The following is a 17,326-nucleotide window of genomic DNA, read 5'->3' on the forward strand; positions in this document are numbered from 1 at the left end:
CATCCCCACCCACGGTCCGCAACACCACTGCTATCCAACAAGAGGTTGTTGAACCATGCCGCGTACCGATCTGCTCCGCCCCCTGCCCGAGCTGCTCCGGACCGCTGCCGCCAGGTCCGGCGACCGGATCGCGTACGCCGACTCACGGCGTGGCGTGACCCACGGGGAGTTGGCGGCGCGGACGGCGCGGCTCGCCGGACACCTCGCCGACCTCGGCGTGTGGCCGGCGGACCGGGTCGTCGTGCTGCTGGACGGCGTCGCGGCGGTGGAGGGCGTGCTCGCCGTCGTCCGCGCCGGCGGGATCGCGGTGCCGCTGGACCCGGCGCTCGACGACGCCGAGCTGGCCCGGCTGGTCGAGGACGCGGGCGCCGACGCGGTCATCACCGACGCGGCCAACGCGGCGCGGGTGTCCGTGTCGATCCTCGTCGTGGACGGCGGGCACGACGGCGAGGCGCACTCGTTCGAGGAGCTGGCGACGACCGACCCGGCGTCGCCGCCACAGGACGACGCAGGCCTCGACGACCTGGCGTTGCTCACCTACACGGCGGGCACGACCGGCCCCCGCAAGGGCGTGCTGGCCACGCAACGCAACCTGCTGTGGCCCGCCGCCGCGGCGCACGTGGCCGGGCTCGGGTACACCGAGGACGACCGGGTGCTGTGGATGCTGCCCGTGCGCGCCTGGTTCGGGCAGCTCGTCGCCGCCACCGCGGCGGGGGCCTCGGTCCGGCTCGCGGACGACCTGCCCCCGGGCGAGCTGCGGGCCGCGCTCGCCGATGAGGGCAGCACCGTGCTCGTGGGCACCGGCACGAGCCACCGGCCCCTGCTGGACGCGCCGGGCGCCGCCCCGGAGGGCGTACGGCTCGCGCTGGCCGTCGGCCCCGTGGACCCGGCGCTGCGCCAGGAGTTCGAGGCCGCGTTCTCGGCGCCACTGCTCGCCGGCTACGTGACCACCGAGACGTCCGGCCTGATCGCGGTGAGCTGGCCGAACGGCGACGCGGAGCGGCGCTGCCTGCCCCTGCCGGGCCTGAGCGTCCGGGTGGTCGACCCCCGCTCGGGCGCCGATCTCAGCCCCGGCCAGGAGGGTGAAGTCTGGGTCAGCGGCCCGAACGTGATGGCCGGCGGCTACCACGAACTCGCCGCCCGCACGGCCGAGGCGATGAGCGGCGGCTGGTACCGCACGGGCGACCTGGCCCGCCGCGACGACTCCGGGCACCTCACGGTCACCGGCCGGCTGGCCGACGCGGTCGAGGTCGGCGGCGAGCGGGTACGGCTGGACCGGATCGACGCGGTGCTGCGCGGCGTGGCCGGGGCGGCCGACGCGGCGGCCCTCTCCGGGCCCGACGGTCCGGTCGCGTTCGTCGTCGGGTCCGACGTGGACGCCGTCGGCCTGCTGGCGCAGTGCCGCGCGGAGCTTGCCGCGGCGGCCGTGCCGGTCGAGACGTACCTGGTGCGGGAGATCCCGCGCACCGCCCTCGGCAGCCCCGCCCGCCACCGGCTCCCCGAGCTGCCCGCCCGCCTGATCGGCGTGGCCGCGTCGCTGCCCGACCGGTTGCACGCGCTGCGCTGGGAGCCGGCACCGGAGTCCGGCTCCGAGTCGGAGGAGGGTCGCCTCGCCTGGTCGGTCGTGGGCCCGCCCGAGCTGACCGCCGACCTCACCGACGACGACCTCACCGTCGACAGCTACCCCGACCACACCGCGCTGTCCGAGCTGCTGGCACGGGTGCTCGACGAGGACCACCCGGCGGACTCACGCCTGGTCGTACTGACCCGGGGCGCCCTGCACGGCGACGACGCCACGGCCCCCCGGCAGGCCGCCGCCTGGGCGCTCGCGCGGGCCCACCAGCTCCGCCGTCCCGGCCGGCTCGTGCTCCTCGACGCCGACCGGGTCGGCGCCGAGGAGCTGCGCGCGGCCGTGGCCTGCGGCGAGGACGTGCTGGCCATACGCGAGGGCGAACTGCTCGTGCCCCGGTACGCGGCCGTCCCCGCCCTGCCCGGCGGCGCACCGCAGCAGGGCACGGTCGTGCTCGTCGCCCGGTCGTACGACGCGGCGCTCGCCCGCCACCTCGTGGCGGCCCACGACGTACGCGAACTGGTCCTGGTGGGGCCGGACGACGTGCCGGCGGGCGCCCCGGCGGAGCTGGCGGCGTTCGGCGCCGGGGTCTGCGTGCACCCGGGCGTGCCATTCGACCCGGAGACGCTGGCGGCCGTGCTCGGTGACCGGCCGGTCACCACCGTCGCGGCGGTGGACCTCACGGTCGAGGAGACGCTGGCGCTGCACACCGCGACGCTCGGGCGCGCCCCGACCGGCCTCGTGCTGCTCACCGACGGCCGCGACGTCGCCGCCACCGTCGCCGCCGACGCGCTGGTGCGGCACCGGCACGCGCTCGGCCTGCCCGGCGTCTCCGTGGCGTGGAGCGCGCCGGGGTTCGCCCGGCCCCCCACGGCACGACGCAGCGCCCTCCTCGACGCCGCGCTGGCCGCAGGCGAGCCCTGCGTGGTCGCCGCGCGCCCCGTGCTGGCCGCCGAGGGCGGCGCCGACGACGCCCGCAGCGCCCTGGCCGAGCAGCTGCTGGCCCTGCCGGAGACCGACCGGCTCGGCCTGCTGCGCGACGTCGTACGGACCGCGACCGGCGAGGTCCTGCGGGACCAGGCGCCCGCGACGATCGACGGCGAGACGCCGTTCCGCCAGCTCGGCTACGACTCACTCATCGCCGTGCAGCTGCGCAACCGGCTCTGCGCCGCGACCGGGCTGAACCTGCCGGCGAGCCTGGTCTTCGACTACCCGACGCCGGACATCCTCGCCAGCCACCTGCTCGACGCCCTGGGACTGGGCACGGTCGAGGCGGCGCCGAGCGCCGTGGCGGCGTACGACGAGAGCGAGCCGATCGCGATCGTCGGCATGGCCTGCCGCTACCCCGGCGGCATCACCTCCCCGGACGACCTCTGGCGGGTGGTCGAGGACGGGACGGACGCCATCGGCGAGTTCCCCACCAGTCGTGGCTGGGACCTCGCGGCGCTGTTCGCGGGTGACGGGCCGGGCACGTGCAGCGCGAACGCCGGCGGCTTCCTGCACGACGCGGACGAGTTCGACGCGGAGTTCTTCGGCATCAGCCCCCGCGAGGCGCTGGCGATGGACCCGCAGCAGCGGGTGCTGATGGAGACCGCGTGGGAGGCGCTGGAGCACGCCGGCATCCCGCCGGCCTCGCTGCGCGGCAGCGACACCGCCGTCTTCACGGGCCTGCACGTGCAGAACTACGGCCGGCTCGGGCACAGCGAGGAGGACGGGGTCGACGGCTTCCTCATCACCGGCACCGCGAGCAGCGTGGCGTCCGGCCGGGTCGCGTACGCCCTGGGCCTGGAGGGCCAGGCGATGACCGTCGACACCGCCTGCTCGGCGTCGCTGGTCGCCCTGCACCTGGCCATACGCGCGCTGCGCGCGGGCGAGTGCGCGATGGCGCTGGCGGGCGGGGTGACCGTGATGTCCGGCACGGAGACCTTCACCGAGTTCTCCCGGCAGAACGGCCTCTCCCCCGACGGGCGGTGCAAGGCGTTCTCCGACGACGCCGACGGCACCGGCTGGGGCGAGGGCGTCGGCGTACTGGTGGTGGAGCGGCTGTCCGACGCGCGCCGCAACGGCCACCGGGTCCTCGCCCTCGTCCGCGGCTCGGCCGTGAACCAGGACGGCGCCTCCAACGGCCTCACCGCCCCCAACGGGCCCTCGCAGCAGCGGGTCATCCGCGCCGCGCTCGCCAACGCGGGCCTCGCGGCCGGCGAGGTGGACGCGATCGAGGCGCACGGCACCGGCACCGCCCTGGGCGACCCCATCGAGGCCCAGGCCATCCTCGCCACCTACGGCCAGGACCGCGAACAACCGCTCTGGCTGGGCTCACTCAAGTCCAACATCGGCCACACGCAGGCCGCCGCCGGCGTCGGCGGCGTGATCAAGATGGTCCTCGCCCTGCGCAACGGGCTGCTGCCGCGCACCCTGCACGTCTCGGAGCCGAGCCGCAAGGTGGACTGGTCGGCCGGGGCGGTGGCGCTGCTGACCGAGCCGGTCGCGTGGCCCGCCGGCGACCGTCCGCGCCGGGCCGCCGTCTCGTCGTTCGGGATGAGCGGGACGAACGCGCACGTGATCATCGAGGAGCCGCCCGCCGCCGACGCCCCGGACGCCGACGCCCCGGACGCACCGCCGCCGGTGCTGCCGTGGCTGCTGTCGGCGCGCTCCGAGCAGGCGGTACGGGAGCAGGCCCACCGGCTGCACGACCACCTCGCCGACCGGCCCGGGCTGTCGGTCGCCGACGTCGGTCGGTCCCTCGTCACCACCCGGGTGGCCTTCGGCCACCGGGCCGCGGTCACCGGCGCCACCCGGCAGGACCTCCTCGACTCCCTCGCCGCCCTCGCCGCCGGTCAGAGCACCGCCGACGTGCTCACCGGCACCTCCCGCCCCGGCGGGCTGGCGTTCCTGTTCACCGGCACGGGCGCCCAGTACCTCGGGATGGGCACCGAACTCGCCGCCGCGTACCCCGTCTTCGCCGCCGCCTTCGACGAGGCCTGCGCCGAGCTGGACCGGCACCTGGACCGGCCGGTACGCGAGATCATCCTCAGCGACGACCTGCACCGGTTCGCGTACACGCAACCCGCCCTGTTCGCCTTCGAGGTCGCCCTCCACCGGCTCGTCGAGTCGTGGGGCATCCGCCCCGACTTCGTGGCGGGGCACTCCCTCGGCGAGCTCTCCGCCGCATACGTCGCCGGTGTCTGGTCACTCGCCGACGCCGCGAAGCTCGTCGCCGCCCGCGCCACCCTCATGGCGGCCCTGCCGCTGGGTGGCGCGATGGTCGCCGTGCAGGCCACCGAGGAGAAGGTCACCCCGTACCTCGGCGACCAGGTCGGCATCGCCGCCATCAACACCCCCACCGACCTGGTCATCTCCGGCGACGAGGCCGCGACCCTCGCCGCCGCCGAGCAGCTCGCCGCGCGGGGGCACAAGACCAAGCGGCTGCCGATCCCGCTGGGCGCGCACTCCCACCTGATGGACCCGATGCTCGACGACTACCGCGCCGTCGCCGCGTCCATCACCCACCACGAACCCCGCATCGGGCTGATCTCCACGGTCGACGGGCAGCCGCTGCGCTCCACGCCCGAGCACTGGGTCACCCAGGTCCGCCGGGCCGTACGCTTCCACGACGCCGTCACCGCCCTCACCACCGCCGGCCGCGTCGAGACCTTCCTCGAGATCGGCCCCGACACCGTCCTCGCCACCACCACCGGCGACGCCACCGGCATCGCCACCATGCGCCGGGGACAGCCCGAGACGCACAGCCTCGCCCGGGCCGTCGGCCACCTCTTCACCGTCGGGACCGGCCTCGACGCCGACGCCTACTTCCCCGGCGCCCGCGAGGTGCCGCTGCCGACGTACCCGTTCCAGCGGAGGTCGTACTGGCTGCGGCCCGCAGCCGGGGGCGACGTGGGCACGGCCGGCCTCACCGCGGCGCGCCACCCGCTGCTCGGCGCGGTGCTGGGCGTCGTCGACACCGACCGGCTCGTGCTCACCGGGCGGCTCTCCCTGCGCGAGCAGCCCTGGCTGGTCGACCATGCCGTCCTCGACACGGTCCTGCTGCCCGGCACCGCGTTCCTCGAGCTGGCCGCGCACGCCGCCGAGCACACCGGCAGCGGCACGATCGAGGAACTCACCCTCCAGGCCCCGCTGACGTTGACCGAACAGCAGCGGGTCAACATCCAGGTGTGGGTCGGCCGACCCGACGAGCAGGGCCGCCGCGAGTTCGGTGTGTACTCCCAGCCGGCCGGGCACACGCCGGGCGCGGAGTGGACGTGCCACGCCTCGGGCACGCTGGCCGACGCACCCGCGCCGGCTCCGGTGGCCCACGAATGGCCACCACCCGGCGCGGAGCCCGTCGACGTCGGCGACTTCTACGGCTGGCTGCTGGCGCGTGGCTTCTGCTACGGGCCTGCCTTCCAGGGCGTCCAGGAGGTGTGGCGGCGCGGCGACGAACTGTTCGCCCGGGCCACCCTGCGCGCCGAGGACGAGCCGGCCGCCGTGCGCTACGGCGTACACCCGGCGCTGCTCGACGCCGCCATGCACCCGCTCGTGCTGCACCTCGACGGCGGCGGGGACCCGGCGGGCCGGGCCTGGCTGCCCTTCTCCTGGCGCGGGGTGCGGGTGCACCGCCGGGGGGCCTCGACGCTGCGGGTCCGGCTGACCCCGGCCGGCGAGAACACCCTGCGGGTGAGCACCACCGACGACGAGGGCAACCCGGTGCTGAGCGCCGACGCGGTCGCGGTCCGGCCGGTCACGACGGACGGCCTGGCCGGCGCGAGCGGCCCCACCGCCGCGCTGTACCGCCCGGAGTGGGTGCCCGTGAGCGCCCCGGCCGGCGCCGGCACGCCCGACATCGAGGTGTTCCGCGTCGAAGCGGGCGACACCGCCGACGCCGTACGGCAGTCCCTGCACGACACGCTGGCGACGCTTCAGCGGGCCACGGCCGGCACCGCGCGGCTGGCCGTGGTCACCCGCGGTGGCGACCTCGCGGGCGCGGCGGCGTGGGGGCTGGTCCGCTCCGCCCAGACCGAGCACCCGGATCGCTTCGTGCTCGTCGAGACCGACGGTACCGACAAGTCGGAGCGCGCCCTCGCCGCCGCGCTCGCCACCGGGGAGCCGCAGCTCGCCGTCCGCGACGGGGCGCTGACCGTGCCGCGGCTCGCGCGGCACGCCTCCGCCGCCGCCGAGCGCCGGCTGTTCGACCCGGCCGGCACGGTCCTGATCACCGGTGGCACCGGTACGCTCGGCGCCGCGCTCGCCCGCCACCTGGTCACCCGGCACGGCGCGGCGCACCTGGTCCTCGCCTCCCGCCGGGGCTCGGACGCACCGGGCGCCGCCGCGTTGGCCGAGGAGCTGGCCACCCTCGGCGCCAGCTCGGTCGCGGTCGTCGCGTGCGACACCGCCGACCGCGAGGCGCTGGCGACGCTGCTCGCCGGGCTATCCCGGCCGCTGGCGGGGGTGGTCCACACCGCGGGCGTGCTCGACGACGGCATCCTGGAGTCGCTCACGCCCGAACGCCTGGACGCCGTCCTGCGACCCAAGGTCGACGCCGCGCTGAACCTGCACGAACTGGCCGGCGACGTCGAGCTGTTCGTGCTCTACTCCTCCGTCGCAAGCGTCGTCGGCACGGCCGGGCAGGCCAACTACGCGGCGGCGAACGCGTTCCTCGACGGCCTGGCCGCGCGGCGGCGGGCCGAGGGCCAGGCCGCGACCTCGCTGTCCTGGGGCCTGTGGGCGCAGGAGAGCGCGATGACCAGCCAGCTCGGCGAGACCGACCTGGCCCGGATCGCGCGCGGCGGTCTCCTCCCGCACAGCGTCGAGGAGGGGCTCGCGCTGTTCGACGCCGCGTGCCGCTCCGACGAGGCGCACCTGGTGCCCGTCACCATCGATGTCGCCGCGGTACGCGCCGCGCCGGACGCCGCGCCGCCGCTGCACGGCCTGGCCAAGGTGCCGCGCCGGCGGCAGGCCGCGACCCGGCCGGGCGCCACCGCGCTGGCCCGCGAGCTGGCCGGGCGCAGCGAAGAGGAGCAGCGCGGGCTGCTGCTCGACATCGTGCGTACGCAGGTCGCGACCGTGCTCGCCCAGCCGGACGTGGACGCCGTCTCGGTGGCCGAACCGTTCCGCCAGTTCGGCTTCGACTCGCTGATGGCCGTCGAGTTGCGCAACCGGCTCAACACCGCGACGGGGCTGCGCCTGCCCGCGACGTTGACCTTCGACTACCCCACCCCGGAGGCCCTCGTCGAGTACCTGCGGGGCGAGCTGGGTGGCCGCGAGGACGAGCGGGCGCCCGTCGTGGCGGTCGCCGCCCGGCCGACCGACGAGCCCATCGCGATCGTCGGCATGGCCTGCCGCTACCCCGGCGGCGTCAGCTCGCCGGACGAGCTGTGGCAGCTACTGGTCGACGGCGGGGAGGGCATCGGCGGCTTCCCGACCGACCGTGGCTGGCAGCTGGACACGCTGTTCGACCCCGACCCGGACACCCCCGGCACCAGCTACGTCGACCAGGGCGGGTTCCTGCTCGACGCGGCCGGGTTCGACGCGGAGTTCTTCGGCATCAGCCCCCGCGAGGCGCTGGCGATGGACCCGCAGCAGCGGGTGTTCCTGGAAACCTGCTCGGCGGCGCTGGAGAACGCCGGCCTGCGGCCGGACGCGCTGCGCGGCTCACCCACCGGCGTGTTCACCGGCCTCATGACGCACGACTACGCCGCCGGGGCGAGCGCCGTACCCAACGGTGTCGAGGGGTTCCTGGGCACCGGAACCGCGGGCAGTGTCGCCTCGGGCCGGGTGGCGTACACGTTCGGTCTGGAAGGGCCGGCGGTCACCGTCGACACCGCCTGCTCGTCGTCGCTGGTCGCCCTGCACCTCGCCGTGCAGGCGCTGCGCTCCGGCGAGTGCTCCCTCGCGCTGACCGGCGGCGTGACCGTCATGTCCACGCCCAGCCTGTATGTGGAGTTCTCCAAGCAGCGGGGCCTCGCCCGCGACGGCCGGTGCAAGTCGTTCGCCGCCGCCGCGGACGGCACCGGATGGGCGGAGGGCGTCGGCGTACTGGTGGTGGAGCGGCTGTCCGACGCGCGCCGCAACGGCCACCGGGTCCTCGCCCTCGTCCGCGGCTCGGCCGTCAACCAGGACGGCGCCTCCAACGGCCTCACCGCCCCCAACGGGCCCTCGCAGCAGCGGGTCATCCGGTCGGCGCTGGCCAACGCCGGGCTGTCGGCGAACCAGGTGGACGCCATCGAGGCGCACGGCACCGGCACCGCCCTGGGCGACCCCATCGAGGCCCAGGCCATCCTCGCCACCTACGGCCAGGACCGCGAACAGCCGCTCTGGCTGGGCTCACTCAAGTCCAACATCGGCCACGCCCAGGCCGCCGCCGGCGTCGGCGGGGTCATCAAAATGGTCCTCGCCCTGCGCAACGAGCTGCTGCCGCGCACCCTGCACGTCGACGAGCCGTCGCCGAAGGTGGACTGGGCGGCGGGCTCGGTCGCGCTGCTGACGGAGCCCGCCGAGTGGCAGCGGAACGGCCACCCGCGCCGCGCGGGGGTGTCCTCGTTCGGCGTCAGCGGCACGAACGCGCACGTGATCATCGAGGAGCCCCCCGCCGAACCGGACGGCGCCGACGCCGGCACGCCGCCGCCGGCACTGCCGTGGCTGCTGTCCGCCCGCTCGGAGCAGGCCCTGCGGGAGCAGGCCCGCCGCCTGCACGACCACCTCGCGACCCGACCCGAACTGCCGGACGCCGACGTCGCCCGTTCCCTGGCCGCCCGGGTCCGGTTCACGAACCGGGCCGCCGTCGTCGGGTCCGACCGGCGGGAACTCCTCGACGGCCTCGCCGCGCTGGCCGCCGGCCGGGACGCCGCCAACCTGGTCACCGGCAACCCCGGGGCCGGCAGGTTGGCGTTCCTGTTCACCGGGCAGGGCGCACAGCGGCTGGGCATGGGTGCCGAACTCGCCGCCGCCCACCCCGTCTTCGCCACAGCCTTCGACGACGCCTGCACCGCCCTCGACACCCACCTCGACCGGCCACTACGCGAAGTCATCGACACCGACGAGCTGCACCAGACCGGCTACACCCAACCCGCCCTGTTCGCCTTCGAAGTCGCCCTCTACCGACTCCTCGAATCCTGGGGCATCCGCCCCCACGCCGTCGCCGGACACTCCATCGGCGAACTCGCCGCCGCCCACATCGCCGGCGTCTGGAACCTCACCGACGCCGCCACACTCGTCGCCGCCCGCGCCACGCTCATGCAAGCCCTCCCCACCGAGGGCGCCATGATCGCCATCGAAGCCACCGAGGAACAGGTCACCCCCCACCTCAACGACCAGGTCGGCATCGCCGCCGTCAACACCCCCACCAACCTCGTCATCTCCGGCGACGAAACCGCCACCCTCACCGCCGCCGAAGCTCTCGCCGCGCAGGGCCACCGGACGAAACGGCTCACCGTCTCCCACGCCTTCCACTCCCACCTGATGGACCCCATGCTCGACCGCTACCGGGCCATCGCCGCGTCCATCACCCACCACGAGCCCCGCATCCCCCTCATCTCCACCGTCGACGGCCAACCACTGCGGCCCACCGCCGACCACTGGGTCGACCAGGTCCGCCAGGCTGTCCGCTTCCACGACGCCATCACCACCCTCACCAACGACCACCACGTCGACACCTACCTCGAAATCGGCCCCGACACCGTCCTCGCCACGGCCGCCGCCACCGGCGACGCCACCGCCATCGCCACCACGCGCCGCGGACAACCCGAGACCGCGACCCTCGTCAGGACCATCGGGCAGCTCTTCACCGCCGGGACCGGCCCCGACGCCGGCGCGTACCTGGCAGGCGCCCGCGAGGTGGAGCTGCCGACGTACCCGTTCCAGCACCAGCGGTACTGGCTGGTCCCCGACGACTCCCCCGCCGACGCCGGCGGACTCGGGCTCAGGGCGGCGGACCACCCGCTGCTCGGCGCGGTGCTGGCGCTCGCCGACTCCCAGCGGAGCGTGCTCACCGGCCGGCTCTCCCTGCGCGAACAGCCCTGGCTCGCCGACCACGCCGTCCTGGGCACGGTCCTGCTGCCGGGCGCCGCGTTCGTCGAACTCGCGCGGCGGGCCGCCGAACACGTCGACCTCGACCGCATCGAGGAGCTGACCCTGCACGCGCCGCTGGTGCTGCCACCGGACGGCGCGGTGCGGATACAGGTGGAGATCGGGGAACCTGACGAGGTCGGGCGCCGGCCGCTGCGGGTGCACTCCCGACGCGAGGACGCACCCGACGGCGAGCCGTGGACGCAGCACGCGAGCGGCCTGCTCGACATTGCCGGAGAGCCCGACACCGGCTGGGCCGGTGAGTGGCCGCCCGCCGACGCCGTCCCCGCCTCGGTCGAGGAGCTGTACGACCGCGTCGCCGACCTCGGCGTCGACTACGGGCCCGCGTACCGGGGACTGGTGGCGGTCTGGCGGCACGGCGACGAGCTGCTCGCGGAGGTCGCGCTCCCCGTCGACGCGCCCACGGGCCGCTTCGGACTGCACCCGGCGCTGCTGGACGCGGCCCTGCACCCGATCGTCCTGGCCACCGGGGCCGACGGTCCGCTGCGCCTGCCGTTCAGCTGGCACGGCGTACGGGTGCTGACCGCCGGGGCGACGGCTCTGCGGGTGCGGATCACGCCCACCGCCGGGGACGCGTACGCCCTGGCGCTCACCGACGGCACCGGGATGCCGGTGGCCACGGTCGAGTCGCTGGTCACGCGCCCGGTGACGATCGAGCAGCTGCGCTCCACCGCCGGTCCGGACGGGCTGCACCGGTTGGAGTGGCTGCCGGTCCCCACGCCCGTGGCCCCCGCCGGCGCCTTCGACGTGTTCCAGGTCGGGACCGGCACGGACGCCGAGGCGGTACGGGCCGCCGTGCACGACGCGCTCGCGGCGATCCACGAGTGGCTGCCCGGCGACCGTTCCCCGCTGGTTTTCGTGTCCCGGGGTGCGACCGACGGCACGAACCCGGCGGGGGCTGCGGTCTGGGGCCTGGTCCGCTCGGCGCAGTCCGAGCACCCCGATCGCTTCGTCCTCGTCGACGCCGACGATCCGGCTCTCGTCGGCGCGGCCGTCGCGACCGGCGAGCCACAGGTCGCCGTCCGCGACGGGGTGCCGGCCGTGCCACGGCTCGCGGCCTTCGCGGCCGACTCGGACCGCCGCCTGTTCGACCCTGCGGGCACCGTGCTCGTCACCGGCGGCACCGGAACACTGGGCGCCGCGCTGGCCCGCCACCTGGTCACCGCGCACGGTGCGCGGCACCTCGTGCTGACCTCCCGCCGAGGGCCGGCGGCGCCGGGCGCCGCGGAGCTGACGGCCGAGCTGGAGTCGCTGGGCGCCAGGGTCACGGTGGCCGCCTGCGACGCCGCCGACCGGGCCGCGCTGTCGGCGCTCCTGACGTCCCTGCCCGACCTGGTCGGTGTCGTGCACGCGGCGGGCGTGCTTGACGACGGTACGGTCGAGTCGCTCACGCCGGAGCGGGTGGACGCGGTGCTGCGGGCGAAGGTCGACGCCGCGCTGAACCTGCACGAGCTGGCCGGCGACGTCGAGATGTTCGTGCTGTTCTCCTCGGCGACCGGGGTGCTGGGCACGGCCGGCCAGGCGAACTACGCGGCGGCGAACGCCTTCCTGGACGCGCTCGCCGCACGACGTCGGGTGTCCGGCCTCCCGGCGACGTCGCTGGCCTGGGGCCTGTGGCGCAGCGGTGGCGCGATGACCGGTGGGCTGACCGAGGCCGACCTCGCCCGCATCGGGCGCAACGGCGTGCTGGCGCACACCGTCGAGGAGGGGCTCGCGCTGTTCGACGCGGCCTGCCGGACTGACGAGCCGTGCCTGGTCCCGATCAGGTTGGACGTGGGTGCCCTGCGCACGAGCACGTCGGCGCCGCCACCGCTGCGCTCCTTCGCTCGGCCCCGGCGTGCCTCCTCGGCCGGCAGCGCGGTGTCGCTGTCCAGCCGGCTGGCCGGCCTCACCGAGCCGGAGCAGCGCGAGGTGCTGCTGACCCTGGTACGCACGAACGTGGCCGCCGTGCTGGCGCACGGCTCGGTGGAGACCGTCCGGGCGGATCAGGCGTTCAAGCAGCTGGGCTTCGACTCGCTGACGGCGGTGGAGCTGCGCAACCAGCTCAACCAGGCCACCGGCCTGCGCCTGCCGGCGACGCTGACGTTCGACCACCCCACGCCCGCGGCGCTCGTGGAGCACCTGATCGGGGAGCTGGGCGGCAACCAGGCCCAGCTCAACTTGCGCACCCTCGTCGACGGCATCGCCAGGGTGGAGGCGACGCTGGAGTTGGTGGACGCGGCGCAGACGGCGGAGACGGACATCGCCGCGGCCCTGCAACGGCTGCTGACGAAGTGGCGCGACAAGTCCAACCCGGTTCCGGCCGAGAGTGCGGACCTCGCCTCGGTCACCGCGGACGACCTGTTCGACATCCTCGACAGCGAGCTGGACAACGTCTGACCCCGGGCGAGCCACGACCGCCCCCACCCCGACGCACGACCGGGGTGGGGGCTGGTCCGTTCGCGGGACGCACGAGACGTTGCTCGCCGGTGTGCTCCTCGGGTGTGGCTCGACCCCACGCCCGCCGGGGCCGCAAACGGCCCGGACCGGAAACAGTCCCGACCGGAAAAGGCCCACCCACCCGGACCGGGAACGGCCCACCGTCCCCGGGCGTACCGGGGCCGGTGGGCCGTTCGGAATTTCCTGCGATCACCGATGCTTCAGCCGGTCGTCCGCGTGCGGGCTGTTCCCGGGCCGGACCGGTGGTGGCGCCGGGAGCCGGGCGCGGGACCCGGCCGCCGTCACCTCTTCGGGGCGATCTGTGCCCCCGTCCGCGCGTCGAACACCGAGATGGCCTCCACCGGGCAGAAGTCGGCGGCCTCCAGCACCGTGTCGGCCGGCGCCACCACGTCGGCCAGCGGCCGAGAGACCTGCTCCATCGTGAAGTGCTCCGGCGCGCTGCCGACACAGAAGCCCGAACTGACGCATCTGGTGGAGTCCACCCTCAACCGCCATCCGGCCCGGTCGTCCGCGTTCGCGCTCACCGCTGCCCCTCTCGTCTCATGTCGACGTCACCGGGCCGTCCGGCCTCCAGCGGGCAGCCCACGTCAGCTCACCACCGAGTACTTCTGCCAACCCGTCGCGAGGACCTCCGGCGCGGAGAACGTGGCCGAGGGCTGCTCCGGATCGAACTTGCCGTTGTGCAGGTGGACGACGAGCGTGCCGTCGGCGCGTACGGCCAGCAGGTCCGGCCGGCCGTCGAGGTCGATGTCGGTCACCGTGATGATTTCGAACTCCTGCCAGCCGCGGCCGAGCGTGAACCACCGGCCCTCGCCGCGCCACCACGGGCCCTCACCGGTGGTGTCGTGCGCGAACTCGTACAGGTCGAGGTCACCGTTGGCGCGGCGGACCAACAGGTCAGGCCGGCCGGTGCCGGTGACGTCGGCCATCGCCAGCGGGAAGTCCTCGACGTCGACCGTCACCAGGCGGTGCGCGGTGCGGTCGTACGTCTCGTTCTGCCGCACCTCCCGCTGGTTGAAGAACGCGTCCACGTGGCCCGCGTTCTGCTCGCGGCCGAACATGTCGTCACAGCCGTCCAGGTCGACGTCGGCGATGCCGAGGGTCTCCCACTTCTTGTCGTCCCGCGCGCCGGAGATGCGGATCGGCTCGCCGAGGGTGTCGAGACCGTTCAGCCCACCCCTGTTCGGGTAGAGAAAGATCCCGTGCGTTTCGTTCATATGGCTCATGCTCACGCCGATGACGTCGGCGTAGCCGTTGCCGTTGACGTCGATGGGACGGACCAGCCCGTGGTTACGTTGCGGGTGGAAGCCGGTGCCGATCAGCACCGGCTCGTCGAATGTCTCGCCGCCACGGAAGCTGCCGCTGTGCGGGAAGACCAACAGTTCACCCGTGACGTCGTCACGGGCCATGATGTCCATCCTCCCGTTCCCATCGAACGAACGGCAGTGACCATTCCCGCCCATGCGTGCCACAAATTACCTCCACGTACGCCCCGAAATACGACAGTCCGATCATTACGAACAGGAGCCGGGGAGGTAACCCCTACCCGCACCCCTCACCACCCGCAAGACGGCGACCGGCGATGAGGAATCGACGCACGACAGAGCCGACTTACGCTTTTCGGCACTGATCGATGCCTCCACCGCAGGTCATGGACATTAGAATGTCGATCGAAGGTAGGGGAATATCCAACTTTCAGGTACATCGACGTCTATAACTTGAAGTCGAGGCCGCGGCCCGAGCGGCCCTCCGCGCCGACCGTCCGGCGGGCAGCCCTCCCCACAGGAATCCTTCGCGCCCACGCCGACGTACGCGAAGTTTCGACGCGGGGCAGGAGGGCCGGGCACAACCGTCGCCCCAGCTCACGATGCCGACCTGGATCCAGGCGTTGCTCGCGTCCCGCCGAAACATCGGGACACCCGAGTCTCCCTGACAGGTGTCGATGCCGCCGCTGGGTGTCGGCGTGAGCAATGGCATTGGCTGTACGGATAGCTGTACAGCTACAGGGCGGAGTCCTCGCCTCGCAGGACTTGGACAGCGGCCACGACGTCCGTGACGGTGCGATCAGGCGGGGTGAGTTCCGCCGGCCAGTTCTTTCCTCGACTGACCCAAGGTGGCAAGCCCTGCCGCGCGGCCACCCTCGACATCAAGTACAGGGCTGTCACCGATCACCCAGCCCTCACCCAGCAGATCGAGGCCGCACCCCACGGGCTGCTGCCTCGAAGATCTCACGTGCTGGCTTCCGGATGCCCAGTTCTCCCGACACTGCCCAGGCATCCACGCGTTGGTCCAGTCCGGTGCGCCTGATCTTCCCTAGTTGGTTGTCGGCCTGGCCGTTGGTCACGATTGCGACCGTCCAGCCGTCATCACGCAGCAGTGTCAGCGATGCCAGCACCTCTTGGCGGCAGCTCACCAGTTCCGGCCTCCGGCGTCGGCACTGCCTCCATGTGTCGTCCACCGAGGCCGCCAGTCCGAAACGCTCCGTCACCTCGCCGAAGAACCAGTCGCGGGACACGGACCCGTCCTGATCCGTAGCGATCAGCCAGGCCAATGCGTCGTCCGGCAGTTCGTGATCGGCGCAGAACTCGACCGCCCAGCGCCCGAACATCGATGCGATGCCAAGCGGTGTGCGGTGGAACGCCCGGGGCGCCCAGGACGCAGTATCAGTCGTGGGTGATCGAGAAGCCGAGGATCACCGCAGCCGAGACCACTACGTGTCCGGGTGCGAGGTCCTGGGCGGAAGCCTCTCCGCCCGAACCGTGGCCACGGTAGCGTTCGTGTCCCACGTTTTCTGGATCAACGTCGTCGATGTGCACGACAGCACCTAGTCGGACACCGGCCGCGGCGGCGTACAACTCGGCCTTCCGCCTAGCAGCCGCTACCGCCTGACGCCGAGCTTCCGCACGCATGTCGGCCTTCGTCGTGACGTCGAAGTCCACCGCCTCGATCTCGTTCGCGCCAGCGGCTACAACGTCATCGAGCAACTGCTGAACGATGTCCAGACGGCCCGACTCCATGGCAAACGACGCCTGACACTGATAGCCGAGGAACACTCGTTCCGGGCCATAGCCGCTCCACGAACTCTTGAGGTCCAGCCGTGACCGCTCCACGGAGCTGTCGGCAACGCCGTGGTTTCGCAGCGCCTGACGCACCGCGCCCACGGCCTCAGCCGCCGTAGCGAATGCACCTGACGGCGTCTGTTCCACCCGAACGACCCGGAATCTCGCTCGGACCATATCCGGCATGGACTTCACGCTCGCCGCGCCGTACGCGGTAACACCCCATGGCCGTTCGATCAGCTGCATGACGATGATCTTACGAGGGTCTCCTGCCGCGTGTTGTCCCCGATCAGCCCGCAGACCCCACGCTGATCGATCGCCACGACGTTGGAAACTCAAGTCGACGGCGGAGGGATTCCCAACCGATCCGTGACAGACCGCAATGCTCGCTCGGCGGCAGATCCGTGCGTTCCGACCTGAGCGCGGCAGGCCCTGTCAGCGGTCCGCAAAGCACTCGTCAGCTGGGCACGGGCCGTTCATCGGTAGAGCGGCTGGTTCTGGGTGGGGTCGGCGGGGACCACGTCGAGGCGCGGGTCGGTGATGAGTTGGGTGATCAGCGCCCGGGTGCCGCCGATCCCGGCCCAGTGCGGATCGACGTCCTTGGCCACGCACCAGGCGTGATCAGCAGGCCAGGCGAACGCCGGCTCGGCGTTGCTGAAAGGACGCTGGCCCGGCCACCCCGCAGCGGTCTCCCATGTGCCGACGTCGGCTGACGGCCCTCGAAACAACCAGTACGCGCGGTGGGGCACCACAACCTTGGGTGCACGCGGCATCGAGGGCTGGGCAGCGGGTGTGGGCGCCAGTCCCGGCTGGCCGCCGGGCCGCTCGAGCGCGGTGCCGCTGTTCTCCTCATCGATGTACACGGCGTCGTCGTCGGCAGTGACGTCGGCGTTGCCGAAGCCTTCCCAGACGCAGAAGTAACAGTCTTCGGGGGTCGTGGTGTGGGTGGCCAGCACCTCGAAAAGAGTGGGCAGCTGATCCGTGGGCCAGTCCGCGGCGGCGTCGTTCTCGCTTTGGCCGGGGCGTGCCGGATCGGGCAGAAACCGAAGCCGCGCGTAGGCGTCGAAGCCCGCAGGGCCGAAGCCTACAAGCCGCTGCCACGGCAGGTCGCTGTGGGCGATCCAGTCGGCGGCCGACAGTTCCCGACAGAAGTTGAGTGTCACGTTCCGGTTCTACC

General features: G+C 73.6%; 5 protein-coding genes and 2 pseudogenes. 1 reads left to right on the forward strand and 6 read right to left on the reverse strand.

What is annotated here, in order from left to right:
* Positions 1-55: 55 nt before the first annotated feature.
* Positions 56-12,763, forward strand: a pseudogene (locus tag GA0070608_RS27985) (SDR family NAD(P)-dependent oxidoreductase); the annotation flags it as partial.
* 608 nt (positions 12,764-13,371) lie between these two features.
* Here the strand turns inward: GA0070608_RS27985 and GA0070608_RS27990 are convergent.
* The 6 genes and pseudogenes from GA0070608_RS27990 to GA0070608_RS33105 all read right to left on the reverse strand — a co-directional run bounded on the left by GA0070608_RS27990 (position 13,372) and on the right by GA0070608_RS33105 (position 17,312).
* Positions 13,372-13,614, reverse strand: coding sequence for a ferredoxin (locus tag GA0070608_RS27990; RefSeq protein WP_176733873.1), 243 nt, complete (start codon positions 13,612-13,614; stop codon positions 13,372-13,374).
* 63 nt (positions 13,615-13,677) lie between these two features.
* Positions 13,678-14,499, reverse strand: a complete 822-nt coding sequence (locus tag GA0070608_RS27995; protein ID WP_141719567.1) for an FG-GAP-like repeat-containing protein — start codon at positions 14,497-14,499, stop codon at positions 13,678-13,680.
* 418 nt (positions 14,500-14,917) lie between these two features.
* Positions 14,918-15,043 (reverse strand): annotated as a pseudogene (locus GA0070608_RS34200) (trypsin-like serine protease); the annotation flags it as partial.
* A gap of 226 nt (positions 15,044-15,269) precedes the next feature.
* Complete coding sequence (locus GA0070608_RS28005; RefSeq protein ID WP_091631888.1) at positions 15,270-15,698, reverse strand: HAD family hydrolase; 429 nt, start codon at positions 15,696-15,698, stop codon at positions 15,270-15,272.
* A 55-nt stretch (positions 15,699-15,753) separates the two neighbouring features.
* Positions 15,754-16,395, reverse strand: coding sequence for an SIMPL domain-containing protein (locus GA0070608_RS28010; RefSeq protein WP_091631893.1), 642 nt, complete (start codon positions 16,393-16,395; stop codon positions 15,754-15,756).
* A gap of 230 nt (positions 16,396-16,625) precedes the next feature.
* Positions 16,626-17,312, reverse strand: a complete 687-nt coding sequence (locus tag GA0070608_RS33105) for a hypothetical protein (RefSeq protein ID WP_218107601.1) — start codon at positions 17,310-17,312, stop codon at positions 16,626-16,628.
* Between the last annotated feature and the right edge of the window lie 14 nt (positions 17,313-17,326).

It is taken from the genome of Micromonospora peucetia (assembly GCF_900091625.1).
Taxonomy (GTDB): domain Bacteria; phylum Actinomycetota; class Actinomycetes; order Mycobacteriales; family Micromonosporaceae; genus Micromonospora; species Micromonospora peucetia.